We start from the raw sequence: 25,331 nt of genomic DNA, 5'->3' as shown, positions 1-25,331 counted from the left end.
GGCGAAAATAGTGTTTTCCACCTAATAATTAAAGCATCAGACTGCATTAAAACTATGATTTTAACTATTGCATATAATAGATCGTTAGAATGCTGTTTTTTTCGCTTTCGCGAAAGCGGGATGCTTCTTTTTCACTTTTGAAAATAGCCTGCTTGTGATTTGTTTTATAAGCTTGTGGATTACTCAGGTCCTCCTATGGTGAGGTGCACTAGATCTATCTTATTATCTGATTTTTCTAGTATTTTAAACGTGTTTCCATTGATAATTACAATGTCTCCTTCTTCTGGAATTCCTGCGGTTTCATTGACTATGAGACCTCCCAAGGTCTCGTACTGATCACTTTCTGGCAAGTCCAGTTTATAGTTTTCGTTAATTTGGTCTACTTCTAGGCGAGCACTTAATTTGAATTCCCTTTCATTGATTTGTTGATCGATCAATAGGTCTGAGTCGTGCTCATCTTCAATTTCTCCAAACAGTTCTTCAATGATGTCCTCTACGGTAATCAAGCCACTGGTACCTCCGTATTCATCTAATACGATGGCAATACTTTTATGTCTTTTTGTAAGAAGGCTTAACACATCTTTTGCGAGCATTGTTTCTGGAACATTGATCACGTTGCGTTTGACCTCTCGGAGACTTTTTGGTGATTTAAATAGGTCAAAACTGTGCACATACCCTGTAATATCATCTATAGTGTCCTCATGAATTAAAATTTTTGACAAACCGGTAGCTACAAACTTTTTATTGAGTTCTTTTATTTCGGTATCCTGATGCACGGATATCATTTCTGTTCTAGGCACCATAACTTCTCGGGCTTTTAGGCCACCAAAATCGAGAGCATTTTGAAATATTTGAATTTCGGTATCCAGATCTTCTTGAAGTTGAACACTTTCCATTTGCTCGGTGATGTAATTACCCAGCTCTAGTTTAGAAAAGGTTAGCTGCAATGCATCTCCGTTAGATTTAAAAAATGCTTTGAGTATAAAATCTGATATTTGAATACAAAACCATGAGAAAGGCCAGGATAAGATCAAAAAGAGGTAAGCAGGGACAGCAAAAAACTTCAATAATTCATTGGCGTAAATTTGGAAAAATACCTTGGGTAAAAACTCTGCAGTAAGTAAAATTATCAAAGTGGTGAACACCGTTTGAGTAAATAGGTTGTTTAAAACACCAGCATATTTTGGAAATGCTTCTACTAAAAAACCACTCATAAATGCCTCCATTGTAAACCCATAGATAACTAGCGAGATGCTATTGCCTATAAGCATGGTGATAATAAATCTAGAAGGCTGCACCGTAAGGTTACGCAGCACGCGTCCTATAAGGTCGTTTTGTCTTTTTTCTAATTCGATATGAATTTTATTAGAAGAGACGTATGCGATTTCCATTCCTGAGAAAAAAGCACTCAAGACCAGCATTAAAACGATAATAAGAATTTGTAGGAGCATTGTTATTTGTTGCGTTCCTCAAATCTACGACGAAAACGTCGTTTAAAGAAGAACATAAATATAGCTACTGCCGCCATTCCAAAAAGCATATAGGCTTGATTGGTGTTTTTACTTAATTCTATAAAGCCCGTAATGATAAACATGCCCGCAAAAATTAAATAAGCATACTCGAAATATTTGAAAAATTTGCTCATTGTTTTGATTTTGATATAAAGGTGTCGTCTGGATTTCTCGCTTGGTAAATTTTAAGATCTTCGCTCGCGTCGAGAACCCTAGCGGTAATGCGACCTATTTCTTCTTTTGTTGTTGGGTCTTTTAAAACAATCTCAAAGGGGGGGTGGTTGGTAAAAATCCATTTTGCAGTCTGGTCCCAGTACAACTGTTCTCCAGTGAAAGTGTTTCCATCACTAGTAGTGATTTTTACATTTCCTTTTAAATCGACCAAATTAGTTTGGTCATACAAGGTGCCAGCGTTTGCTGTAATAGTCGTCACTTCTATTGAATCGTTTTGGTATTCATAGACCTCTACTTTTATTCCATTAGGAAACTGCGTGTAGGGAAACTCGTCATTAGAGAAGTCTAACATTTTCTCTCCCTGAAGCGTTAATTTTAATTTTCCGCTGTCGGTATGTTTCAATAGCATATTTTCTACTTCGCCTATAGGTTCGTTAGAGGCTATTTCCATTTTTTGGATCTCTTTAAGATTATTATCACATGATGCTAAAAAACAGATCACGGCTATTGCCGTGATTGTTATTTTAAATATGTGAAACTTATATCTCATTAAAAGTTTGGTATTCTTACAGATTCTCCGACCCAACAGTTAAAAGTGATGGTATCACCAGTATTATAATTACTGTTAGAGAACACATCTCTTTTACCAGGTGCAGCACCATTATAGGCAGCAGCAGCTCTTGTCGCATTATTTTTTAAAGAAGGGTCTACTCTTGCCGCTTTTTCTGCATATCGAGCAGCGATCCAATTCACAGCTCTCTTTTCAAATGGATTGGAGCCACAGCTACCGGTGCTCTTTGCAACCATATCTGCAATTCTCAAATAGGGTAGTCCAAAAGAAGGTCTTAAAGCTGTCGCGTTCAGGTATTCTCTTCTAGCGCTGGCATATTGACCTTGACTTCTATAGGTGTTACCTTTTTTGTAGTAGATAGTTGCTTTGGAATCGTTATCGATTCCCAATTCAATAGCTTGATCCCAATATTGAAACTTCTCTTTAGTATTTTTTGCAATATTGCCTAATCCTAGTGCTGTTTTAGCACTTGGATTAATAGCGTGTAAGGCTTTTACAGATTTGATGTAAAGAGGCGCATCTGTACAGTCTTTCTTTTGTAATCTGACTAACACGTTGCTCAACCATTCTTTACTCATTTGATTTGCCTCAAATTCTTCTTCGTACAAAGGGATTAATTTCTCGCAGTTGGCCAGCTCTCCCAATGTACCATTCACACTGCCCATTACAATACCGTAATTTTTAAGGTTGGATTCTTGGTATCCTATGGTCTTAATTTCTTTATCAGTTAGCGCAACAGTTTCTTGTTTGGATAACAAATCTGCTACTACTTTGGATCTTTCATCCTGAAGGGATTCTAAATGCGTGGTTAATTCGTCATAGATTTTAAAAAGATCTTTAAGACTGATTTGAGATTCTTTAAACTGTATTTCAGCAAGTTTAAAATAAACAATCATTCCATTAGGATCAGTAAAGTTTTCTTTGTCCTGAGTAAAAAGTTCATGAAGGATTTGAAACTGCTCTTCAGAGGTACCAATAGTGTACTTCTGCATGTTTCTCGCGATTTCAATCTTTTTTCTGGTAACATCTACCTGGCCTGGGTATTTAGTGACTTGAGTGTGTAACATAGACAATAGGCCTGTAACATTGTCCTTTTCGACACCTATTTTTTTCTTCAGTCGGTGTTCAAATAGTTGCTCCCCATACTGGTAAATGGCCAGACTGGCGTCTGGACAATTTTCAACTAGGGGTCCTAATTGTTTATAGGCTTCATTGTAATTTTTTGATTTTGCATTTTCTGCAAAGATGCTCAACATGATGTTACAGTCCCCTGGTTCTTGTGCTTTTGCGAAAGCGAAACTAAAAACAGTTAAGCTTATAAGTAGGAAATTTTTAAGTCTCATAATAGTGATTTGTGTTGTTCTTAATTATATTTTCTTTTGATGAACCAAGTGTCGTTTAGGGATAGTCCAACGGAGAAGTTAAAAAATGTTTCTCTAATCAGCCCTGCATCTTGTGTACCTCTTTGACCAAGTTCCAACCCGACGTTAGCGTTGGAAAATCCAGTTCTACGCCCAATAGGCAATCCTAGACCAAAAGATATGCCAAATTCATTAATGCTCGAGGAATTTACGCCGTCGCCGCTTACCTCTAGACCTAGCTCTTCATATCGCATACCGCCTCTGTAAACCACGCGATCCCAATATTTAGTGATGCTATTGTAGTTAGGAATGTAAAACCCACCAATTCTATAAGATGCCGCGTCGTCAAATGTAGTTCCTTCTGGAGCAAAGGATCTGGAGCTTATGGCACTGCTTCCTTGAATGCTGTATTCTGCTCCTAAATTCCATTTGAGCGGTTGACCAATAGTTACTCCAAATGTTAATTCTGAAGGTAGTTTAAGGTCTTGCTCACCAAATTCAGTGTCTCTAGTGCTCACTATATTCTCATCTAGACTTGGGCTAAGTATGAAAGTTGATAAGGTGCGTTCGTTTTTGGCATTCAAGTCACTTCCTGGACTATATACAGCACTAGCTTGGAGTTCTAGACGGTCATTGATCATCTTTTGATAATGCAATCCCAAATTAAAAGAAGCGCCACTAAAATCTGTTTCATTCACTTCATTAGTGCCAAATTGCACGCTGTTAGTCGCAACGCTAGAAGAGTTTGTTTCTTCACCAAAGTTGTATCTAAATTCTCCACCTACACTTAACTCTGAAGTTAATTTATAGCCAAAGCCGAAATACGCTCTTGTGATACTTCCTTCTCCAGTGAACCTAGAATACAAGTTGTTATTTACACTTCCTATTTCATAACCTACAGATTGGAAGGGTACAAGACCAAAGCCGAAGCCCGCTTTTTTACCTAAAGGAATACCTATACTAACATATTCAATAGTGGTAGCGTCGTAGGAATCACTCTGTTCTTCTGTAGATGCCCATGTTTTAGAATGAACCGCTCCTAGGGTATAGGTGGTAACTCTTAGGTTACCATAAGCTGCAGGATTTCTTAAATTGATATGTACGCTATCTACGTAGGTACGCATGCTCCCCATACTGCGATTCTCTATCGTGCCTTTAAAGGTTTGTTGTCCCAGTCCAAAGAAGGAATAAGGTGATGAAGTGCGCGATTGAGCAAAGCCGTTTATGCTGGTTAAAATCACTACCGCGATTATTAAACTTCTTATCATAGGTTTTTATTAAATAAATACAAATTATAGATGCCATGTAGCATCAAAAAAGGCGTGGCAAAGAAACGGTTTTTTAGTTGTTTTATCAAGAGCTCGCTATCACCACCGGTTATAAATACTTCTAAATCTTTATGAGATTTTTTATATTCCTTGATTACTCCTTTTATTTCTAAACTCAATCCGTTTATAACTCCACTGTGAATGGATGTTTCGGTGGTATTTCCAACTATATCTTTTACGTGTTGAGGTTCTAATAACGGCAGGTTGGCTGTAAAATTATGGAGGGATTCATAACGCAACCTTAATCCAGGTGAAATAGCGCCACCACAGTAATTTTTTTCATGGTCTACAAAGTCGTAAGTCACGCAGGTGCCAGCATCTATAACTAATACAGGCTTGTTTTTCGGTGCTAGATAAAGCGCCCCTGCGGCCAGAGCCAAGCGGTCGTTACCCAATGTTAAGCTTTGATAATGATTGTTAAACGGCAAGTGTATGCTGCTGTTCACCTCAAAAACGCTTTGAAATTTTACTTTGAGGTAGCGTACTAAATCTTTTGGGAGTATGCTTACATTGCATAACGCCAGTTCATAAATATCTGGATAAATAGTTAATAGGTCCTGCAAATCGGTTCTAAAATTACTACTACTGGATCGTTTGGCTTTATATATATTTAAATGATCCATTACAGCAATCTTGATGGAAGTGTTCCCTATGTCTACAGCTATAATCATAAGAGTATCAATTTACGTTATTAAATCAAATCGATTTTAAAAGCAAAAAGCCCGATCTTCAGATCGGGCTTTGTGGTACCTCCAGGAATCGAACCAGGGACACAAGGATTTTCAGTCCTTTGCTCTACCAACTGAGCTAAGGTACCATTTGCTCGTAAGCGGTGGCAAATTTACATAATTATTGATCTGATAAAAGCTTTTTTCTATTTTTTTTAAAAAAGATTTTTACGGCATCCAATCTTGGTTATTTAAAAGTCGCTCTAGCCCCATTGCTCTAGACCCTTTTATTAATATAACTTGCTCTTTGTCAGTGTGTATTTTATAAAAATTACAGAAAGAATCTAGGTTTCTAAATTGTGTCGCATGTCTCGCTACGACTTTACTAAAGTGCTCTCCCAGTAAGAAAACATCATTTATTTTTAACTCTTCTGTAAGCTCGGAAATGCTTTGATGTTCTATTAAGGTGTATGCTCCTAGTTCAAGCATGTCTCCTAAGATAGCCACTTTGTGAGCGCATTCTTGAGCAGCCAGATTTTCTATAGCCACGTTCATACTGCTTGGATTTGCATTATAGGCATCGAGAATAATTTTTGTGTTTTTAATTTTAATAATCTGTGAGCGATTGTTGCTTGGGATGTAGCTTTCTATCCCTTTAACTATCTTTTCTGGGGCCATTTCCATTATCTTCCCAATAGTAAAAGCAAAGAGTGCGTTGTGGTAATTATACCTCCCTGTAAGCTGTGTTTTAATCAAATGACCTTCTGTAATAAACGTGATAAATGGTGTTTCAGAATATAAACTGGTATTTTCAGGGGTATATAATTGTGGAATCCCAGTGGATCTAACGATTTGTTCTGGATCCCATCTTCCGATTATAGCGGTGCCCTTAGATTTTCGCAAATAAGTATAAAGTTCGCTTTTACTGGTTTTCACTCCTTCTAGACCTCCAAAGCCTTCTAAATGGGCTTTTCCATAATTAGTAATCAGGCCAAAATTGGGTTGTGCAATCTCACACAAAGTGGCGATTTCTTTAGGGTGGTTGGCACCCATTTCAACAACTCCTATTTGATGACTGGAGTTGAATGAGAGAAGGGTTAGCGGTACACCTATATGGTTGTTAAGGTTCCCTTCAGTTCCTTTTACTGTGAATTGAGTTGATAAAACAGCTATGATGAGCTCTTTTGTGGTCGTTTTTCCGTTGCTGCCTGTCAGACCTATGATAGGTATATTCAGATGTTGCCTATGAAAGCTTGCGAGTTGCTGTAAACAGTTTAGGACCTGTTTTACCACAGTAACTTTATCATTTCCTATCCATTTGGAATCCTTGCTCACTACATGAATCGCACCTTGTTGAAGAGCTTCCTCTACATAAAGATTGCCATCAAAATTCTCCCCAGATAAGGCAAAAAATAGCTGTCCTTTTTCTATGGTTCGGGTATCTGTGTTTACCCCGGTAGAATTAAGAAATATTTGATGAAGTTGGTCGATCATAAAGGTTGTTTTTGGGTATTAAAAAAGCCCTTAAAAGTAAGGGCTTCTTTGAAACTATAAAAGTATTGGTTTGAATTATCTAGGAGTTTTGGTCTTTTTAGCTTTTGACCCAACTCTAGACATTGCGCAACGGAAACCTAAGTCGTCCTTAGCCATGTCTTGTGGGTAAGACCTTCTAGAAGCAGGGTCTAACCAATAGGCTCGGTCTCTCCATGAGCCACCTTTAATAACTCTAACTTCATTGTTGATGAGCGAAGTTCGATTAGAGTCTGTGTCGTATTGTCGATTTAGAGTACCGTCATCATTTACAGTCGCACTGTGCACTGGAGAGTTGTACATTCTGTTATCAGGATTTTCTTGAGTTGTCTTATCTGAAGCAAAATATCTTGTAGATTGTGCATCACCATCCCGGAAATCACGGTTATCGCTTCTATCAAAATTGGTTCTCAAATAAGTTTCGTCTTCATCGATAGCTTCTTGTTCAATTTCACCTGGTAATGCGCGGGCAATTACTTTACCGTTACTCAAAGTTTGATAAGGAATTTCGTCAATATCAACTTTGTCTACTATAGCTACTTTACCGCTATTGTCAATTTTATTTCTGGTGTACACGTTACCTCTGTAGTAGTTGAAATCGTTAAACTCGTCATCTATCATTGGTCGGTATACATCAGCAACCCACTCTGATACGTTTCCAGCCATTTCATAAACCCCAAAATCATTAGGCTCGTAGAATTTTACAGGTGCAGTTATATCGGCACCATCATCACTCCAACCAGCAATACCTCCGTAATCTCCATCACCTTGCTTAAAATTAGCTAAATGATCACCACGTGTTTTGCGTTTTCCACTTCTCGTGTACTGTCCGTCCCATGGGTATTTTTTTCTACCTCTGTAAGAGTTGTATTCTCTTATACTTCCTAATCCTAAGGCAGCATATTCCCACTCTGCTTCTGTAGGTAATCTGTAAGCAGGTAAAAGAATTCCATCTTTTCTTGTTACATAAAGCCCTTTAACTTGTAGGGTGCTGTCTTTTGCGGCTCTAGCTTCTTTCCTTTTCACAACTGATTCAGATCTTTTACCACCCATTGTGATAGTAGAATCTCCTTTATAAACCAAAGTAGGAGCAGCTAGGTAAGTTTCTGTATTGAATACTTCTTGTGACCCTTGATTTGCAGTAAGGGCATTTTTTGAAGTATAGCCTTGCTCGTTAAGAATAAGTTCATTTACACGATCGGTTCTCCAGTTAGCAAATTCAACTGCTTGAATCCATGTTACTCCAACAACCGGGTAGTTTTGGTATGCAGGATGGCGCAGGTAGTTTTTGGTCATCTCTTCATTGTATCCTAAACGATTTCTCCACACGAGCGTATCAGGAACAGCTCCGTTATAAATTTTGCTGTAAGCTTCGTCATCAGCAGGGAAAACCGCTTTGATGTATTCTAGCATCTCCAGATACATAGCGTTAGTCACTTCGGTTTCATCCATGTAAAAGGATTGCACATGCTGTTGATTAGGGGTGTTGTTCCAATCATGCATGGGGTCGTCTTTTACACGGCCCATAGTGAATGTACCTCCTTCTATAAATACGAGACCCGGTCCCGTGTCTTGTTCTTTATAATTGGTACTTAATTCAAATCCGTTTTTACCGGTTACATCCCAACCGGTTCCACGAGAGGTGTTAGTGTAATCGTTTCCACTACCACAACCTATTATTGCCATACCGGCTAAGAGACCAAAGACTGCTTTTACTGCAACGTACTTCTTCATTTTGGAAATTTGTTTTGAAAAATGAGTCGCAATATAATTATTTCCCTCAAATACGAAAGCATTAATTAACATTATTCGCATTACATTTGTCGTTTAAGCATATTAAACGCCGATGAAAGGGTTTTATTATTTGATTCCATTTTATTTACACCATTTTATGGATATACTAATTACTCGTAACGACCGTTAAACTAAGGATGAGGCATTTTTTATTCTTTATAATCTTCTTTATATGTGGTGTGGCGCTTGCCCAGAGCGGTAGCGAATCTGTTGAATGGCAGGGGTTTAAGTCTTTTGACATAGGTGACCAGCAATTTGAGGTCCCTTTTTTTAAGCAAAATCACGTTTTTGATGGTGAAAATCTACTTTGGTCAAAAAGTTATCAGGTCAATCAACGAGTGGACGAATTTTCTATCAACATTACCAATTTAAGGACCCAAAACCTCAGGAGTTCAGAATTAGGGAAGTTGGATCGTTCACAGATTCCCAATGGATTACAATATACCTTGAGAAATGCGCTTTCGCGAAAGCGCAATTATGCTCAATTGAGCCTTTCCCCCATATATAAAGAAGGAAATCAATATAAAAAGGTGCTGTCGTTTAATTATACCTATGCATACGCTCCTTTTACCACAGCAGTTAAGAATGCCAGTTTTGGCAACTCTGTTTTAGCCTCTGGAGACTGGTACCGATTTAAAGTAGATAAAACAGGAGTCAACCGTATCAATAGGTCTTTTCTTTCTAGCTTAGGAATAGATGTAAGTCGCGTTGATCCTGCTCGAATTAAAATATATGGTCATGGCGGTACATCTTTACCATTGGTCAATAGCGATGAGCAGTTGTACGATGCTCCAGAGATTGCTATTACGGTAACTGGAGCTGCCGATGGGCGTTTTGATAACAATGATCAAATACTATTTTACGGGGTCTCTACAGATTCTGATTATGTGGCAGAAAATGATAGTTATGTCAATCCCTATACTGATGTTTCTTATTACTACCTTACTGTAGATGGTGGGGTAGGGAAGCGTATTCTACCGCTTATTCAACCTACTGGAGTGGCTGCGGTGACTTATGACTATTATTATGCCAAGCAGCATCATGAAGTAGATGAAAGAAATATTGCTTCTATAGGTCGCATTTGGTATGGAGAGCGTTTTGACTTTGAGCCAGAGCAATCTTTTGACTTTGAGTTTAAAAATGTAGTCAGTAGCTTACCAGCAAGAATTAGAATTACTACAGGTGCTGTCGCCGATAATGCTACTTCTATGTCCTTTAGCGTAAACGGGCAGACTTTAGGAAGTTCCAATCTCTCTGGGATAGGTGGTCAAAACATACGGGCTGCGAGTCGTGCTATCTTTTTAAATAATAGCACCAATATTAGTTCCAGTGCGGTAGCAGTTAGTGTTTCTTTCAATAATAATGGAAATCCAGGTGCTTCTGGTTATCTTGATTATATAGGTCTTGAAGTGCCGCAACGCCTTACTGGGGTGGGAGAACAGTTTAGGTTTAGGGTTCCCAACGCTTCATCTCAAGCTGGGGTGGTCGCTTACCAGTTCTCCAATGCTTCAGCGATCAATGAGGTTTGGGATGTTACCGATCCTTATAATGTGCGCAAGGCGGTCAATACTTCTCAAAGTGCAGCTTTTTCTTTTGCAGATAACGGTGGTCAGGACAAGGAATATATAGCTGTCGATCCTAATGATTACTACAATGTTGTTGCTGTAAGTAACAGTCGTGTCGCCAATCAAAATCTGAAGGGGACCATATTTGATGATCCTTCTGGAAACTTTAGTGATATCGATTACCTTATTGTAGCCCCTCAATTTTTGAGATCTGAGGCACAACGACTGGCCAACTATCACATCACGGAAAGCAACCTGAACACTAAAGTGGTGACTCTAGAAGAAATCTACAATGAATTCTCTGAAGGAAGACAAGACATCAGTGCGATCAGAAATTTTGTTCGGTATATCTATGACAATGCTTCTTCTCCAGCAAATAGGATTCAATACTTAAATCTCTTTGGAGATACAAGTTATGATTATAAAGACAGGATTAGGATACGGGATAATATTGTGCCTTCCTATTTTTCACTGGAGAGTACTTCTCTGACCACTTCTTATTGTACCGATGATTTTTTCGTTTTTATGGACAACGGAGAAGGAGGGGTTACAGCAAATAACTTGATGGATCTAGCGGTAGGTCGCATGATTGTGAGTGACCTACAAGAAGCTAGGGAAATGGTAGACAAGGTCATTAGTTATACGGCAGCGCCGGCTTTTAATAAATGGAGGAATAATTTAACGCTCATAGGAGACGATGTTGATGTTGCTTCTGATGGTATTTTACAAGAAAGCGTCAATGATCTCGCAGATGAAATTTTCACTAACCGACCAGATTACAACATCAATAAAATCCTATTGGATAGCTATCAGCAGTTCAGTACTGCAGGAGGGCCTAAATATCCTGATGCGGTAAATGATATAAAGGATGCTTTTGAACAAGGGTCCTTGGTAATCAATTATTTTGGCCACGGAAATGAAGATGGTTTGGCTCGAGAATTTGTTATTACCCAATCCTTGGTAGAAAATCTGCGCAACCCCAACACACTTCCTTTATTTATAACGGTGACTTGTGAATTTACACGCTATGATAATCCGTTACGTGTTAGTGGTGGGGAGTTAACTTATTTAAATCCAGAGGGTGGAGCAATTTCATTAGTGGCCACTAACCGATTGATTTTTGTAAATGTAGGAGCAGGGTTTAACAACATTATAGATGAATATTTATTCAGTTACGATAATGTAGCGCCTACTTCTATGGCCGAGGCGTTGCGGCTTTCTAAAACTGATCCCCGTTTTCAATCTAATTCTACGCGCCGTGTTATAGCTTTTGTAGGTGATCCTGCTTTAAAACTAGCTTTCCCAAAGCCTCGTGTTGTATTGAGTTCTGTAAATGGAAATCCGATTGCGACCAATACCGATGTGCTTAAAGCATTAGATAAAGTGACATTAAGTGGTGAGGTACAAACCTTATCTGGTACGCGTATCAATGATTATCAGGGGACGTTGTTTGTGACGGTATACGATAAAGAGATCAATCGGGAAACACTGGGGAATGACGATACCAGAGAACAAACAGGCTCAGGCTCTCCTCCTGGGGAAATTATTAAGTTGCGATTTAATCAGTTGGGGGAAGCCTTATTCAGAGGTCAGTCAACCATTACTAATGGGCAATTTGAATTTGATTTTATCATGCCTAGGGACACACAAATTCCTTTAGGTAACGGGAGAGTATCCTTTTATGCAAAAAGAACCAACCGGCTAGAAGATCAAAACGGCTTTTCTCAAGATATACAAATAGGGGGTGTGAATCTCAATGCTCCTATAGATGATATAGGGCCAGAAGTAGGCTTGTTTATGAACGACACCAACTTTGTTTCTGGCGGCATCACAGACAGCGATCCTTTTTTATTAGCCTTTTTAAATGATGATAACGGGATCAATACCTCTAGTGGTATAGGTCACGATATCACTGGAATATTAGATGGGGATGAAACCAATCCGTTTATATTGAATGATTATTATGAAGCCAATGAGGACGATTTTACAAAAGGAAAAGTGTTGTTCCCATTAAGAGATATAGCGCCGGGACTTCATACCTTAAAAGTAACAGCTTGGGACACTTATAATAATAGTGCGATGAATGAGATTCAATTTGTCGTGTCAGAATCTGATGGAGTGGAGCTGTCTAGAGTGTTGAATTACCCCAATCCGTTTACCACCTACACAGAGTTTTGGTTCAATCACAACCGCCCTTTTGAGCCGTTAGATGCACAAGTACAAGTAATGACCGTAAGTGGTAAAGTAGTCTGGACTAAGAATCAAAATCTTACTACGACTGGTTTTACGTCTCGAGAAATTACTTGGGATGGAAGAGATGATTTTGGTCAACGATTAGGAAAAGGAGTTTATGTGTATAAGATTACCGTAAAATCTACGTTAACTAACAAGTCAGCGAGCAAAATTGAAAAGCTCGTTATTTTATAATAATAGGGATTAACATATATTTGCGATCCCATAAAATTGATTAATGAAGAATATATTTTTACTTTTTGTAGTAGTATCCTTTGCATTTCCTAAACTAAGTAAGGCCCAGGATAACGATACCAGAGTCATCACCACAGCCTTGCCTTTTTTGAGAATTGCTGGAGATCCTAGAGCTGCTGGTATGGGTGATATGGGTGTTGCAACCAGTCCAGATGCCTGGTCACAACAGTGGAATCCTGCTAAGTATGCCTTTAGTACAAGACAACACAAATTTGGTGTTGCTTACACACCGTATTTAGGAAATCTTGTGGATGATATTGCTATTGCACAATTGGTTTATTCTAATCGAATCAACGAGCAAAGTGCTTTTGCGGGAAGTTTAAGGTATTTTTCCTTGGGGTCTATTATCTTGCGTCAGGACGCAGCAGACCCAGGTAGAGAAGAGAATCCGAATGAATTTGTCTTAGACGGTACCTACTCACTCAAATTAAGCGAACAGTTTGCTATGGCGGTAACGGGTCGTTTTTTAAGATCTGATTTGCGTATTCAGGGAGTGGATAGTGATGCTAGTGCGGCAAATAGTTTTGGAGTAGATGTTTCTGGTTATTACCAATCAGAAGAAGAAGCCTATGATAACTTCAACGGCCGTTGGAGAGGGGGTTTTAATATTAGTAATATAGGTCCAAAAGTATCTTACGACGCCGGGGGACAAGAAAACTTTATTCCTACCAACATGGCTTTAGGGGGAGGTTTTGACTTTATCCTTAACGACGGATTTAGTAAAATAGGAGTGACTGCCGAAGTGAACAAATTACTGGTTCCCACACCACCAATTAGAGAAGATGGAGATGCCAATGGCAATGGGATACCCCGCGAAATCATAGAAGGGCAGGACGACAATGTAACTTTTATTACTGGAATGTTTCAGTCCTTTGGTGATGCTCCTGGAGGTTTTAGTGAAGAGCTTAGAGAGTTTACGTGGGCATTAGGAGTGGAGTATACGTATAATGAAGCTTTTGCATTACGAGCTGGATATTTTAATGAGGCCGACGACAAGGGCGCTCGAAAATTTTTAGCCCTAGGTACCGGATTTGAATTCTCACAAATCAATATTGACCTTTCTTATTTGTTTTCCACCAGTCGTATTAACAGCCCGCTAGAAGGCACTCTGAGATTTGGTCTTACTTTTAATTTTGGTGATGAATTTACAGAATACTAGATCATCAAAAAGCTAGAATTACGCGCGACCCTAGAGGTCTATGACAACAAAGAGGAGCTGGCTGAAAACGACTTCTCCTTGATGGAAGTGGCAATAAAAGCACGCCAACGCGCCTATGCACCTTATTCTAATTTTACGGTAGGTTGTGCCTTGCTGTTAGAGAACGGTGAGATCGTTACTGGCAACAATCAAGAAAACGCTGCTTATCCCTCAGGGCTTTGTGCAGAGCGTGTTGCGATTTTTGCAGCTGGAGCACAATACCCAGGTGTAGCGGTTTTGAAACTGGCTATTACAGCAAGTCCTAAAGATGATTCTTTTCAACAACCCGTACCACCATGTGGTGCCTGCAGGCAATCTATTGCCGAGTATGAAAACAATCAAGATAAGGATATCGAGCTTTATTTTATGGGTGCTGCAGGTAAGGTTATGAAGGCTCATTCCTTACGGGATTTGCTCCCTCTTGTTTTTGATAAGAAATATCTATAACGTTTGCGTTCTATTTTAACCCTAAAATAGGTTTTTCCTTAGCATTTTTTCGTCTATTTTTGCTCCTCGCTTGGTGCGAAGTTGGGCTAGGATCTTTATATTTGACCCTTATGTTCCGCTTTCGCGAAAGCGGACTACTTAACGAGCAATTACATGAAAAAAGTCACTAAAGACGTCTTACTCAACTGGTACGAGGAAATGCTTTTCTGGAGAAAGTTTGAGGATAAATTAGCACAAGTTTATATCCAACAAAAAGTACGCGGATTTTTGCACCTGTACAATGGTCAAGAAGCCATACTTGCAGGTTCCCTGCATGCCATGGACTTGACTAAAGACAAAATGATCACGGCTTACCGCAATCACGTACAACCTATAGGAATGGGTGTGGATCCTAAACGGGTGATGGCAGAGCTTTATGGAAAAGCCACTGGTACTTCTCAAGGTCTAGGTGGATCCATGCACATCTTCTCTAAAGAACATCGTTTTTATGGGGGTCACGGTATTGTAGGTGGACAGATACCTCTGGGAGCTGGAATAGCCTTTGGTGATAAATACCACGGTGTAGATGCCGTAACGCTTACATTTTTTGGAGATGGAGCAGCACGTCAAGGTTCGTTACATGAGGCATTTAACCTGGCCATGCTCTGGAACCTTCCAGTAGTATTTTGTGTAGAGAACAACGGGTATGCTATGGGTACTAGTGTAGCTCGTACCGCAAATCATACGGACATATGGAAGCTAGGATTAGGTTATGAAATGCCTTGTGGGCCAGTGGACGCAATGGATCCAGAAAAAGTAGCTGAAGCCATGCATGAAGCAATTGAAAGAGCTCGATCTGGTGGAGGTCCTACATTCCTTGAGTTAAAGACCTATAGATATAGAGGTCACTCCATGAGTGATGCTCAAAAATATAGAACTAAAGACGAAGTAGCCGAATATCAAAAAATTGATCCTATCACTCAGGTCAAAGATCGTTTGGTAAAGGATCATAATGTGAGTGAAGAAGATTTTAAAGCAATAGCTAAACGTGTTAAAGCGCGTGTAGCAGAATGTGAGAAGTTTGCAGAAGACTCTCCATTCCCAGATAAGAATGTGATGTACGACGCTGTATATGAACAAGAGGATTATCCATTTTTACCAGCAAAACTATAACTGATGGCAGAGGTAATTAACATGCCACGATTGAGCGATACCATGGAAGAAGGTGTTGTTGCAGCGTGGTTGAAACAAGTAGGAGATAAAGTTGAAGAAGGAGATATCCTGGCCGAAATCGAGACCGATAAAGCAACCATGGAATTTGAATCTTTTCAAAATGGTACGCTTTTGTACATAGGTGTTCAAGAAGGAGAAACGGCTCCTGTAGATCAACTATTGTGTATCATAGGCGAAGAAGGAGAAGATATTTCTAGCTTGCTAGAAGGAGACGCTTCTTCAGATACTGAAAAGGATGCTAAAAAAGATGCCAAGTCAGAAGACGAGGATACAGACCAAGAGGAAGCATCTTCTAAAGATTCTAAAGAACAAGATACTGACTCAGACTCAGATCTTCCTGAAGGGGTGGTGATAGTAAATATGCCACGTTTAAGTGATACCATGGAAGAGGGAACGGTTGCTTCTTGGTTGAAGAAAGAAGGAGATCTAGTAGAAGAAGGCGATATTCTTGCAGAGATTGAGACCGATAAGGCTACTATGGAATTTGAATCTTTCAATTCAGGTACTTTACTAAAAATAGGAATTCAAGAAGGAGAAACTGCCAAGGTGGATGCACTTCTCGCTATTATAGGTCCTAAAGGAACCGATGTTTCTGGAATAAGCATGGGTAAAACAGCTGCTCCCAAGAAAGAAACAACTAAAGAAGATCAAAAAGAGGCTCCAAATGAGGCTCCAAAAGCTGAAGTTAAAAAGGAAGCTGTACCAGCAACACCTTCTTCAAGTTCGAGTTCAGATTCAAATTCAAGTTCCTCTGGAAGAATATTTGTATCTCCATTAGCTAAAAAAATGGCAGAAGAGAAAGGTATTGACTTAGGTCGGGTTTCTGGTTCTGGAGAGAATGGTCGTATTGTAAAAAGCGATATAGAAAGTTTTAACCCTAGTACGGCTAAAGCTCCTACAGCTGCTGCTGCAAGTTCATTTGTGGCGGTAGGAACAGAGACTTTTGAAGAAGTTCCTAATTCGCAAATGCGCAAGACGATTGCAAAACGCTTAGGGGAATCTAAATTTACAGCACCTCACTATTATCTGGGTCTTGACTTGGATATGGATAATGCAATCGCAAGTAGAAAAGCAATTAATGAATTGCCGAATACAAAAATTAGCTTTAACGATATGGTGATCAAAGCAGCAGCTATGGCTTTGAGATTGCATCCTAGAGTGAATACACAATGGACAGAAAAAAACACCATTATTGCCAAGCATATACATATAGGAGTTGCTGTAGCAGTTGAGGATGGTCTTTTAGTACCTGTATTGCCATTTGCAGATCAGATGAGTATGCAACAAATAGGTGATCAAGTAAGAGAACTTGCTGGAAAAGCGCGTAACAAGAAGTTACAACCTAAAGAAATGGAAGGAAGTACCTTCACCATTTCTAATTTAGGAATGTTCGGTATAACAGAGTTTACTTCTATTATCAATCAGCCTAATAGCGCTATTATGTCTATAGGTGCGATTGTACAAAAACCAGTAGTAAAAGAAGGACAGATCGTTGTAGGTAACGTGATGAAAATCACACTTGCTTGTGATCACCGAACCGTAGATGGAGCAACAGGAGCCGCATTTTTACAAACCTTCAAGTCGTATATTGAAAACCCTATTGTGATGTACGTTTAAACTAGTAAATCTCAATTTTATATTGGAGCCGGATCTGTAGATTCGGCTTTTTTATTTCTGTTAGTTAACCACATAAAAAACCATTATAAGTTAAGAACAAGTTGTGGGCATGGCGAATCACTTCCTTTAAGTTCTTTAAAATACAGAGGACTTTTATGTTATTGTAGAAATAAAGAAAATAGCACTGTTAATAATCGCATTTGATTAGTTTCTTCCAATAAAGTCAATATGCTATCTTTACTCCTCTTTAAAAGATCATTATGAAAAACACGGTATTCTTTCTATTCATCGCAGCATTTATAAGTGCTTGTAGTTCTTCCAAGGGAATTGACAAGATGGGACAGGCGTTAAATAGCATGAACCAACTGACAGAAATTAAAATGCCAAAAGCAAGTGCGGTTCAATTAGCATTAGATGTAGAATATTTAGCCAGTGATGAATTAAAAGGACGCGACACGGGATCTGAAGGCATAGAACAAGCAGCTGTTTATCTTACGGAGCGTTTTGCTCAGATAGGAATTTTACCTTATCGAGGGTCCTATATGGATCATTTTGAAGTTGAAGAAACAGAAGCTTTTAATGTAGTCGCTGAGATTCCTGGCTCTGACAAGAGTCTTATGGATGAGGTTGTAGTGATAGGTGCGCATTATGATCATATAGGAATGATACAAGCCGTTGCTGGCGACAGTATCGCTAATGGTGCCAATGATAATGCTACAGGAACGGCAACAGTGCTGGCTATTGCAGCAAATTTTAGAAAACTAGATTTTAATAGAAGAACAGTTGTTTTTGCTCTCTTCTCTGCCGAAGAAAAAGGCTTATTGGGTTCTAAACATTTGGCCCAACGTATGAAAAAGGAAGGCCTAAATGTCGTAGCAATGCTTAATTTTGAGATGACAGGGACCCCGATGGTCAACCGTCCTTACATCGCATATCTTACGGGACATGATAGTTCTGATATGGCGGCTGTTTTTAATGAGGCAAACAAAGACCGTGTCGTGACTGGAAAGTTAGATCAGGCAGCTCAATTTAACTTGTTCATGAGATCTGATAACTACGCATTTTTTCAAGAATTTAATGTGCCGTCACAAACGTTTAGCACTTTTGACTTTACCAATTTTGATCACTACCATCAAGTAGGAGACAATATTTCTCAAATAAACGCCACTCATATGGCAGAGTTAGTTGACGCAGTAATGCCTGGTGTTTTTAAAGTAGTGAATGGAGACCAATTGAAGTTAACCCCTAGTACTAATGAGTAAAAGAATAGTTCTTACAGGAACCAGTCGTGGAATAGGATTTGAACTGGCCCAATTATTAGCAAATGCTGGACATGAGGTTGTAGCGCTTTCGCGAAAAATAGAAGGCATTCAATCTCTAGAAAATAATTTGATACACGCAATTTCCATCGATTTGAGTGATTCCTCTAGTATAGACGCAGTGGCTAAGAAAGTATTGGATAAATGGGATCACATAGATGTGTTGATTCACAACGCAGGAATGTTAGTGAACAAGTCTTTTGAAGAACTCACTACAGCAGATTTTCAGCAATGCTATGCGGTAAATGTTTTTGGAGTAGCAGCTTTGACCCAAGCTTTAATGCCTGCTATGAATCAACAAACTCATGTGGTTGCTATCAGTTCTATGGGGGGTATTCAAGGAAGTGCTAAATTTCCTGGACTTGCGGCCTATTCCAGTGCCAAAGCAGCGGTCATCACCTTATTTGAACTTCTAGCTGAAGAATACAAAGAAAACGGACCATCCTTCAACACACTTGCTTTAGGAGCGGTGCAAACCGAGATGTTAGAAGAAGCATTTCCAGGGTATAAAGCACCTTTAACTGCAATAGAAATGGCCAGTTATATCATGGATTTTGCACTTACTGGCAATACCTTCTATAATGGGAAAACCCTCCAAGTGAGTGCGAGTACTCCTTAGGGATCCATAAGCATAAATAGGAGGCTTTTATAACCTTCAGCTTGTGGAAATAGCAAGATTAGAGAAGGCATACATTAGGGTATCCCTGTGATGAAAGATCCTTCTGACTTATCGACCTTGATCTTCCTTTATGATGTGCTCAAACTCAAAGAATCCTAAATGAAATGATAAGATATAAAACGCTACTAGATGAATCAACAACAGCGAATCGCTTCCCATTCATAGAGGAGGAGCCTTATTTTTATTTTCCTATCCAGAACAGGTAAGTTTTGGGAGGTATTTTGGCGCTGTATGTTCTAAAATAAAGGCCAATTTCCCGTGACAACTGATGATCCTTTTATAAAGAAATAGAACACCTGTTCTATAGGAACATTTTAATAAAATTTGATAAGCAAGTATATGAAGAAGAGTAGTAAGGTGAAGAAACAAGCGGCATTTTTAAGAGGCATCAGGAAGATACACAGAACTCTAGGAGCGGTGTTATTTATTTTTTTCTTCTTTATTTCTATAACAGGTGTTTTATTAGGGTGGAAAAAAAATACAGGGGGCATCATTCAGGCCAAATCATATGCGGGTATTTCTACAGATTTTAAACATTGGCTTCCGGTAGATAGTTTACATGCCATTGCTTGTAATGTTCTTAGAGATTCGGTGTCACCAGACTTATCACAGGAGCTCGATAGAATTGATATCAAAAAGGATAAGGGAATGATCAAGTTCATCTTTGTAGAAGATTTTTGGGGCATTCAACTTGATGGAACCACAGGAAAACTGTTACACATAGAAGAAAGGCGTTCTGACTTTATTGAAAAAGTACATGACGGTAGCATACTCGACTATTACTTGGGAACTACAGGCGATCAGATTAAATTGTGCTATACTTCCATAATGGGCAGTTCTTTATTGATGTTTACCATTACTGGATTTTGGCTCTGGTATGGACCTAAACGAATGAGAAAAGTAAAAAGAGCATCTTTATAGTTAATTTTACTAAGAAGGAAGCTCATCCTATACTTATGCTACAGTAAAAGAGAGCTCGTTATAGATACCCATAGTGTTGATAGGTAACTCCTCAAATAATGCTCTTAACACATAGAAACATGGAAAACTCACCTCAAGTTCTTTACAGTCCATGTCATTGAGACAAAACCACTATTTCTCCAAAATATAGGGTCATTCAGTAAATCTTGATCAGTGCGTTTATCAGAGGTAACCCTTAAACCCAGTCGTAAATTGTTATTTAATTTGATAGTACCACCAAGTTCAAAACCGTAGAAGGCAGCTTCCCCATAATCAGGTCTATAGATACGACCTAGCCTGATACCGCTATAGAAACGGAATAATTCGTTATAACCAGACACTATATTGAAGCCAAATGCGCCATGCCATTCATAATAATCAGTTACTGGTGTTCCTAAAAAGTATTCAAAACCGCCTTTTACATAACCAAAGGCTCCTGTATATTCAAATTCTAATACCTGATTCATGCCGTTTTCTCCAATACTAGCACCTACATCTACATGTGTAGAAATAAGAAACTGCTCTTTTTTTTGTAAAGAGATACCAAATTGTGCCGTACTGAGTAATGAGATCATAAGTACCGCAATGATTGTGATTGTTTTCATAATAGCTTTTTAAGTGATTATTCACAAGATTTTTAATTGGAGCAAGGTGGATGCAAAGCAAGCTCTTCAATATTTGAGAGCCTACTTTCTAATTATGACTAGCCACTCTTCAAAATTTTTCTACCTAGTCATTTGGTTATTAATTTTAAATTGTGTCACACGTATCTCAGGTGTTTTCAATGCTCTTAAGAAGTATCTCTATAGTTGTATACTATTTTTTAACTTGTTTACAAAGGGAGCAAGGCATCCTAAGAACACTAACGTTGCAGCCCATTTTAAAAGATCACTTAATTGAGTGTTGCGATTTAAAAAGGTGCTTCTGAGCCATCTACCTAATGAAATGAGGAACAAGTTAACGCTATAATAAGATGTGAAAAATGACTTAGCGCAGGATATATTAGGAAGATACTGGTACTTGAAAGAATGCTTATAAAAATGGCTAATGGCCATCCTTTTAAAAAGAGAAGTGCATCAACCATCGCAATGAATCGCAATAACTTATAATAAACATTTCTAAAAATTTATCTGCTAACTATGGTTCTATTGGGATGTTTCTGTTTAAGGACTAAGTTTTTTGATTTTTTTTGTAGTCCTTGAAGGAAATAGGAGGGCCTAATCCTTTTATATTTAAAAAAGGCTTTAGAAAAGGACTCTGTATTTCGGAATCCTACTTCACTTGCAATAGCCTTAATTGTAAACTTCCTTACATCGGGGTCTTTTTTAGCATATCGTATAAAGTGTTTGATTCGTAACAGATTTAAGTAATTTGCAAAAGATTTTTTTTTGTAAGTATTCACAACTCTTGATAAGTAGTTGCTATTGGTATGTAACTTTTTGGCTAGGGAGTGAAGTGTTATTGTGTCCGATAAAAATTGTTGTTCTTGTTCAAATAATTTTAAACCCTCTAAAATACTAGCTACTATTTCTGGAGAAATATCTAAAGATTTTTCTTTTGCTAACTTCTTACGGACCCCCTTATTTATAGTTTCTCTGAATTGCTTCCCTTTCTTCCCAATTTTTATCGCGTGCGCCTTTTTTTCTATAGGATTCATTAAAGCCTCAAACTTCTTTTTGTAACTATTTTTTTTCTGGTACTGATATACGAGAACGTTAAGGCTAATGAATAACATGATAAACCCTGTTGCGAGAACTTGTTTAAAAGAAGCATCGTTAGTGTACATCTGTTTTACAATTTGCTCTTTCTCAGATTTTAATTGAGGGATATCGTATTCTTTTGACATGTCTTTACTTAAAGAAAGATTTTCATTTTGCAATACACGATTTACTTGAATTAATTGATTTACATATAATAATTCATTTTCTAGGTCATTTTTATTTTTATAATATTGAATCAATTCATGATAAGATGCTATAGAAATTGGATCAATACTCCTTTTTATTTGAAAAATAGTATCCACTTTTTTATAGTAGTTTATTGACTTTTCAAATTGGCCTAGATGGGAATAAGATTTTGCGCAATAATAATAAGCAAGAGATAGGTTCGTCTGTTTCGCGTTCCTTTCGTAATATGGCAGGTCTTTTGCTAGGCTATCAATCCCTTCTTGATATGGTTGGCTCATATGATATAAAGACGCTCCTTGGTTAAGTGCAAAATACTCAGTATGCGATTCTTTTTCATCCTTAAGTGCCTTGAAATGGCCTAATTTATTATAATGTGAAGAATAATCATGTTGTCCTAAGTAGTTATATACGCTTGCTATTGCAGCTAGAACAGTAAAGTATAATGGCGTATCGATTTTATTTTCTGTGGTGAACAAATACTTACAACTTTCCTTATACAGGCTTAATACTTCTTCCGTTTCATTAATTCTTCTTTTTAATGTCTCGATATCATATTTTGATTTTATTATATTTTCCGGATCATTGTTCATTTGAGAATAAAAGGAAACTTTTAAATAATTTTTTAAGGCCTTATCCAAAATACTGTTGTTAAAAAAATAATCGGCTTTTAGTAGATAGGCTTCTCTTGGGTATACGATACCTGTTTTCAACTTGATTAAGTTGATCACGCGCTCACAAAAACGCCATATGGACTTATCATTTCTGATGATTGCTTGAGTATGGTAGCCATCTATTTGAAATTTAAAGTTATTTTCAATTTTTAATTTTTGAATTAGTTGGTTTTCGACTTTATTTGCTAGATCAAAAGATTTCGTTTTACTTGTAGCTGTAAATAATTCATCAAATGATTTATTTTTTAAAGTATACTCTTGCTCTTGTCCACAAGCAAAATAACAACCAAAAAAAAGCAAAAAAATTCCAATAATTTTTCTATCACCTCCCATATTCCAGTCATTTTTAGATTTGTATTTTTTATAGAAAATGATAGGGAATCATCTTGTGTCATTGTCGTTGAAATCTTTAATTCTATGATATTAATATGTATCTATCTGAAAACCAACTGATATAAAGATACATTTAAAAGGTTGTTTTTCTTTAAATCTGCTATTTTTTTTCTGAGAGGACTTGATTATATGGAATGTCTATTCATTTTACAACAGCACTGAAATCACCTAAATTTGTGATCTTTTCTAAAACCAAGGGGTTTATACAACCGATGTTATTAATTTTAAATTTTGATTAATTTAAAGTAACGTAGTTATTAGAATGGACATGCTAGACCAAAACCCGCTTATTTTAATTCCTATTTCAGCCGGGGTGATTTTTTTAGTGGCTGGATTATTAATGCATCAATTTCCACCTAAAAAAATAAACGCTCTTTATGGGTATCGAACCAATAGTTCGATGAAAAATCAGCAAAGATGGGATTTTGCTCAAAAATTTTCTTCGATAGAAATGCTGAAACTATCGATTGGCTTAATATGTAGCGGGTTTCTCGGCTTTCTAATCAATACAAATGATATGCTAGGAATCTTTCTAGGTCTTTCTTTTATCATCTTTATGGTGGTGATATTATTTTTTAGAGTAGAAAAAGCGATTAAAAACAAATTTGATAATTAAAAAAAATCAACACCGGTTCCTATATAATGGGATGCCCCTGTAATTTTGTCGGTCACCTGCATTGTTTGGAAGTACAGGGTGTTCCTGCGTATCATTAGTATTGTTGTGATTGTTAACGCGTATTTTTTTGAGTTTTTTGAAGCAGCTGTAGAAAGAATGGCGGTTAACAATAGGGAGCTTTAGATCACGTATTTTGTAACTTTTCTTGTGTATATAAATGATAATAAGTACTTTAGGGTATTATTGCGTTGAGTGTTAGTGATTTTTAGTGTTGCGAATTTTAAAGAAGGGTTCGCATTGCTTGTGTTTGGACGATACATATCAGAGTGGCATTGTGTTCTAAAATGAACGGTTCAAGTACTGTAGCGAAGGCCATCCCTTTTTTTACTTGGAACCAGGAAATCAACTATAAAGAGAAGTAAGCAACATCTGTCCAGCATTCATCAGAATAGTCAATTGATACTCCCCGAATAGCAGTGCTATACTAGTTCACTGATAGAACTACTTAAAAGCTCATTTAATATTAACAGCATATGAAAAATTTTAAAATTATTTTTTTGTTTATTGTTGCTCTTATTAGTTTATTCACGACTGCACAAGAAAAAGGCGACATAGTACGGCTTGATGTGCCTACATCTGTTACAAAGGTACAATCCTTGATATCAGATGAGAGATGGACGAACAACGCTGATTTTCTTCAATCAGGTATCAAGTTTAAAGTGGTTAGCAAAAACGATAGCGTCGTCAAACTTCAAGCGCTAAATTTTGGTAACCTTTCCAGCAAACAAAAGGAACGAGGGAAAAAAGATTTAAGTGAAATTTATAATTATAAAATTTATACGATTGACAGGGCTGATTTTGATGCGAATGCGATCCTGTCCGAACCTAGGGAGCGATTAAGTATCGGGTTATTGACACTGCCATTTAAAGCTCGGCCTCAAAATGAATTTACGTTCGATACCGAATTCAATTTTAATTCTACATTAAATTGGTCTTTTGCTTACACCAATAATGTTTCTATTAATTGGCAAATTGGGGCAGGTATTGGAACCGTGGGTCTTAATACCAGTAATTCACTTGGACTTGAAGATGACGAAGCGCAAGATGTATCTACAATAACATTTTTGACAGGGATCATGCTGCAATACAATAAAGTTCAGGCTGGGGTCTATATGGGTGTTGACAATATCAATAATCAAAGTAATTATCAATGGAAAAGTAATGGTAATATGTGGTTCGGATTTGGAATCGGCTACGACTTATTTAACTTGTCTTTAGTTAAAGAATCTAATGAACAGTAATCCAGATTTCTATTAATAATTT

At 37.8% G+C, this 25,331-nt stretch carries 20 protein-coding genes and 1 tRNA gene; 10 read left to right on the top strand and 11 right to left on the bottom strand.

Annotated elements, in window-relative coordinates:
- Positions 1-179: 179 nt before the first annotated feature.
- The 9 genes from KG732_RS02060 to gldJ all read right to left on the bottom strand — a co-directional run bounded on the left by KG732_RS02060 (position 180) and on the right by gldJ (position 8,877).
- A complete protein-coding gene (locus KG732_RS02060) occupies positions 180-1,451 on the bottom strand; it encodes a hemolysin family protein (protein ID WP_213520713.1) in 1,272 nt (423 codons plus the stop codon).
- A gap of 2 nt (positions 1,452-1,453) precedes the next feature.
- Positions 1,454-1,645, bottom strand: coding sequence for an LPXTG cell wall anchor domain-containing protein (locus KG732_RS02055; RefSeq protein ID WP_213520711.1), 192 nt, complete (start codon positions 1,643-1,645; stop codon positions 1,454-1,456).
- A complete protein-coding gene (lptC, locus tag KG732_RS02050) occupies positions 1,642-2,235 on the bottom strand; it encodes an LPS export ABC transporter periplasmic protein LptC (protein ID WP_213520709.1) in 594 nt (197 codons plus the stop codon). Before lptC ends, KG732_RS02055 begins: the two co-directional genes overlap by 4 nt.
- On the bottom strand, positions 2,235-3,599 hold the full coding sequence (locus tag KG732_RS02045) for a tetratricopeptide repeat protein (protein WP_213520708.1): 1,365 nt from the start codon (positions 3,597-3,599) through the stop codon (positions 2,235-2,237). Before KG732_RS02045 ends, lptC begins: the two co-directional genes overlap by 1 nt.
- 20 nt (positions 3,600-3,619) lie before the next feature.
- Positions 3,620-4,885 (bottom strand): hypothetical protein, encoded by a 1,266-nt coding sequence (locus KG732_RS02040; protein ID WP_292889668.1) that lies wholly within the window; start codon positions 4,883-4,885, stop codon positions 3,620-3,622.
- Positions 4,882-5,616, bottom strand: coding sequence for a type III pantothenate kinase (locus KG732_RS02035; RefSeq protein ID WP_213520705.1), 735 nt, complete (start codon positions 5,614-5,616; stop codon positions 4,882-4,884). The genes KG732_RS02040 and KG732_RS02035 overlap by 4 nt, the downstream gene beginning before the upstream one ends.
- Before the next feature lie 73 nt (positions 5,617-5,689).
- Positions 5,690-5,762 (bottom strand) — tRNA-Phe (locus KG732_RS02030).
- Between the two features lie 79 nt (positions 5,763-5,841).
- Positions 5,842-7,107 (bottom strand): UDP-N-acetylmuramoyl-tripeptide--D-alanyl-D-alanine ligase, encoded by a 1,266-nt coding sequence (gene murF / locus KG732_RS02025; RefSeq protein ID WP_213520703.1) that lies wholly within the window; start codon positions 7,105-7,107, stop codon positions 5,842-5,844.
- Positions 7,108-7,182: 75 nt separating this feature from the next.
- Positions 7,183-8,877, bottom strand: a complete 1,695-nt coding sequence (gldJ, locus tag KG732_RS02020) for a gliding motility lipoprotein GldJ (protein WP_213520701.1) — start codon at positions 8,875-8,877, stop codon at positions 7,183-7,185.
- A 197-nt stretch (positions 8,878-9,074) separates the two neighbouring features.
- On the opposite strand from gldJ, the gene porU reads away from it, so the two are divergent.
- The 8 genes from porU (at position 9,075) to KG732_RS01980 (ending at position 20,382) form a co-directional block, all read left to right on the top strand.
- Complete coding sequence (gene porU / locus KG732_RS02015; protein ID WP_213520699.1) at positions 9,075-12,929, top strand: type IX secretion system sortase PorU; 3,855 nt, start codon at positions 9,075-9,077, stop codon at positions 12,927-12,929.
- A 43-nt stretch (positions 12,930-12,972) separates the two neighbouring features.
- On the top strand, positions 12,973-14,148 hold the full coding sequence (gene porV, locus KG732_RS02010; RefSeq protein ID WP_213520697.1) for a type IX secretion system outer membrane channel protein PorV: 1,176 nt from the start codon (positions 12,973-12,975) through the stop codon (positions 14,146-14,148).
- On the top strand, positions 14,149-14,634 hold the full coding sequence (gene cdd, locus KG732_RS02005; RefSeq protein ID WP_367271479.1) for a cytidine deaminase: 486 nt from the start codon (positions 14,149-14,151) through the stop codon (positions 14,632-14,634). It begins immediately after the preceding gene.
- A 153-nt stretch (positions 14,635-14,787) separates the two neighbouring features.
- Positions 14,788-15,786, top strand: coding sequence for a pyruvate dehydrogenase (acetyl-transferring) E1 component subunit alpha (pdhA, locus tag KG732_RS02000; RefSeq protein WP_213520695.1), 999 nt, complete (start codon positions 14,788-14,790; stop codon positions 15,784-15,786).
- A 3-nt stretch (positions 15,787-15,789) separates the two neighbouring features.
- A complete protein-coding gene (locus KG732_RS01995) occupies positions 15,790-17,463 on the top strand; it encodes a pyruvate dehydrogenase complex dihydrolipoamide acetyltransferase (RefSeq protein WP_213520693.1) in 1,674 nt (557 codons plus the stop codon).
- 260 nt (positions 17,464-17,723) lie between these two features.
- Complete coding sequence (locus KG732_RS01990; protein WP_213520691.1) at positions 17,724-18,725, top strand: M20/M25/M40 family metallo-hydrolase; 1,002 nt, start codon at positions 17,724-17,726, stop codon at positions 18,723-18,725.
- Positions 18,718-19,401, top strand: a complete 684-nt coding sequence (locus KG732_RS01985; RefSeq protein ID WP_213520688.1) for an SDR family oxidoreductase — start codon at positions 18,718-18,720, stop codon at positions 19,399-19,401. Before KG732_RS01990 ends, KG732_RS01985 begins: the two co-directional genes overlap by 8 nt.
- A 399-nt stretch (positions 19,402-19,800) precedes the next feature.
- Complete coding sequence (locus tag KG732_RS01980; protein ID WP_213520686.1) at positions 19,801-20,382, top strand: PepSY domain-containing protein; 582 nt, start codon at positions 19,801-19,803, stop codon at positions 20,380-20,382.
- A gap of 128 nt (positions 20,383-20,510) precedes the next feature.
- On the opposite strand, the gene KG732_RS01975 is transcribed toward KG732_RS01980, so the two are convergent.
- Together KG732_RS01975 and KG732_RS01970 are read right to left on the bottom strand one after the other, a co-directional pair.
- The gene (locus KG732_RS01975) at positions 20,511-21,026 is read right to left on the bottom strand and encodes a hypothetical protein (protein WP_213520684.1); all 516 of its coding nucleotides are present in this window, start codon (positions 21,024-21,026) and stop codon (positions 20,511-20,513) included.
- A 521-nt stretch (positions 21,027-21,547) separates the two neighbouring features.
- The gene (locus KG732_RS01970; protein WP_213520682.1) at positions 21,548-23,332 is read right to left on the bottom strand and encodes a helix-turn-helix domain-containing protein; all 1,785 of its coding nucleotides are present in this window, start codon (positions 23,330-23,332) and stop codon (positions 21,548-21,550) included.
- 322 nt (positions 23,333-23,654) lie between these two features.
- Between KG732_RS01970 and KG732_RS01965 the strand changes: the two genes are divergently transcribed.
- Both KG732_RS01965 and KG732_RS01960 read left to right on the top strand, forming a co-directional pair.
- The gene (locus tag KG732_RS01965) at positions 23,655-24,008 is read left to right on the top strand and encodes an SdpI family protein (protein WP_213520680.1); all 354 of its coding nucleotides are present in this window, start codon (positions 23,655-23,657) and stop codon (positions 24,006-24,008) included.
- 533 nt (positions 24,009-24,541) lie between these two features.
- Entirely contained in the window at positions 24,542-25,309 is a 768-nt protein-coding gene (locus KG732_RS01960; RefSeq protein ID WP_213520678.1) for a hypothetical protein, read from the top strand.
- Positions 25,310-25,331: the final 22 nt, after the last annotated feature.

Source organism: Nonlabens sp., assembly GCF_018401815.1.
GTDB lineage: Bacteria > Bacteroidota > Bacteroidia > Flavobacteriales > Flavobacteriaceae > Nonlabens.
This window is presented reverse-complemented; position numbering and strand designations above follow the sequence as displayed.

Bases quoted from the DNA above. Each gene is read 5' to 3' on its own strand.
- KG732_RS01980 (WP_213520686.1), top strand. From the start codon at position 19,801: ATGAAGAAGAGTAGTAAGGTGAAGAAACAAGCGGCATTTTTAAGAGGC.
- porV (WP_213520697.1), top strand. From the start codon at position 12,973: ATGAAGAATATATTTTTACTTTTTGTAGTAGTATCCTTTGCATTTCCT.
- KG732_RS01995 (WP_213520693.1), top strand. From the start codon at position 15,790: ATGGCAGAGGTAATTAACATGCCACGATTGAGCGATACCATGGAAGAA.
- KG732_RS02040 (WP_292889668.1), bottom strand. From the start codon at position 4,885: ATGATAAGAAGTTTAATAATCGCGGTAGTGATTTTAACCAGCATAAAC.
- KG732_RS01990 (WP_213520691.1), top strand. From the start codon at position 17,724: ATGAAAAACACGGTATTCTTTCTATTCATCGCAGCATTTATAAGTGCT.
- lptC (WP_213520709.1), bottom strand. From the start codon at position 2,235: ATGAGATATAAGTTTCACATATTTAAAATAACAATCACGGCAATAGCC.
- gldJ (WP_213520701.1), bottom strand. From the start codon at position 8,877: ATGAAGAAGTACGTTGCAGTAAAAGCAGTCTTTGGTCTCTTAGCCGGT.
- KG732_RS01970 (WP_213520682.1), bottom strand. From the start codon at position 23,332: ATGGGAGGTGATAGAAAAATTATTGGAATTTTTTTGCTTTTTTTTGGT.
- KG732_RS01975 (WP_213520684.1), bottom strand. From the start codon at position 21,026: ATGAAAACAATCACAATCATTGCGGTACTTATGATCTCATTACTCAGT.
- KG732_RS02055 (WP_213520711.1), bottom strand. From the start codon at position 1,645: ATGAGCAAATTTTTCAAATATTTCGAGTATGCTTATTTAATTTTTGCG.
- KG732_RS01965 (WP_213520680.1), top strand. From the start codon at position 23,655: ATGGACATGCTAGACCAAAACCCGCTTATTTTAATTCCTATTTCAGCC.
- KG732_RS02060 (WP_213520713.1), bottom strand. From the start codon at position 1,451: ATGCTCCTACAAATTCTTATTATCGTTTTAATGCTGGTCTTGAGTGCT.
- pdhA (WP_213520695.1), top strand. From the start codon at position 14,788: ATGAAAAAAGTCACTAAAGACGTCTTACTCAACTGGTACGAGGAAATG.
- KG732_RS02035 (WP_213520705.1), bottom strand. From the start codon at position 5,616: ATGATTATAGCTGTAGACATAGGGAACACTTCCATCAAGATTGCTGTA.
- porU (WP_213520699.1), top strand. From the start codon at position 9,075: ATGAGGCATTTTTTATTCTTTATAATCTTCTTTATATGTGGTGTGGCG.
- KG732_RS01960 (WP_213520678.1), top strand. From the start codon at position 24,542: ATGAAAAATTTTAAAATTATTTTTTTGTTTATTGTTGCTCTTATTAGT.
- murF (WP_213520703.1), bottom strand. From the start codon at position 7,107: ATGATCGACCAACTTCATCAAATATTTCTTAATTCTACCGGGGTAAAC.
- KG732_RS02045 (WP_213520708.1), bottom strand. From the start codon at position 3,599: ATGAGACTTAAAAATTTCCTACTTATAAGCTTAACTGTTTTTAGTTTC.
- KG732_RS01985 (WP_213520688.1), top strand. From the start codon at position 18,718: ATGAGTAAAAGAATAGTTCTTACAGGAACCAGTCGTGGAATAGGATTT.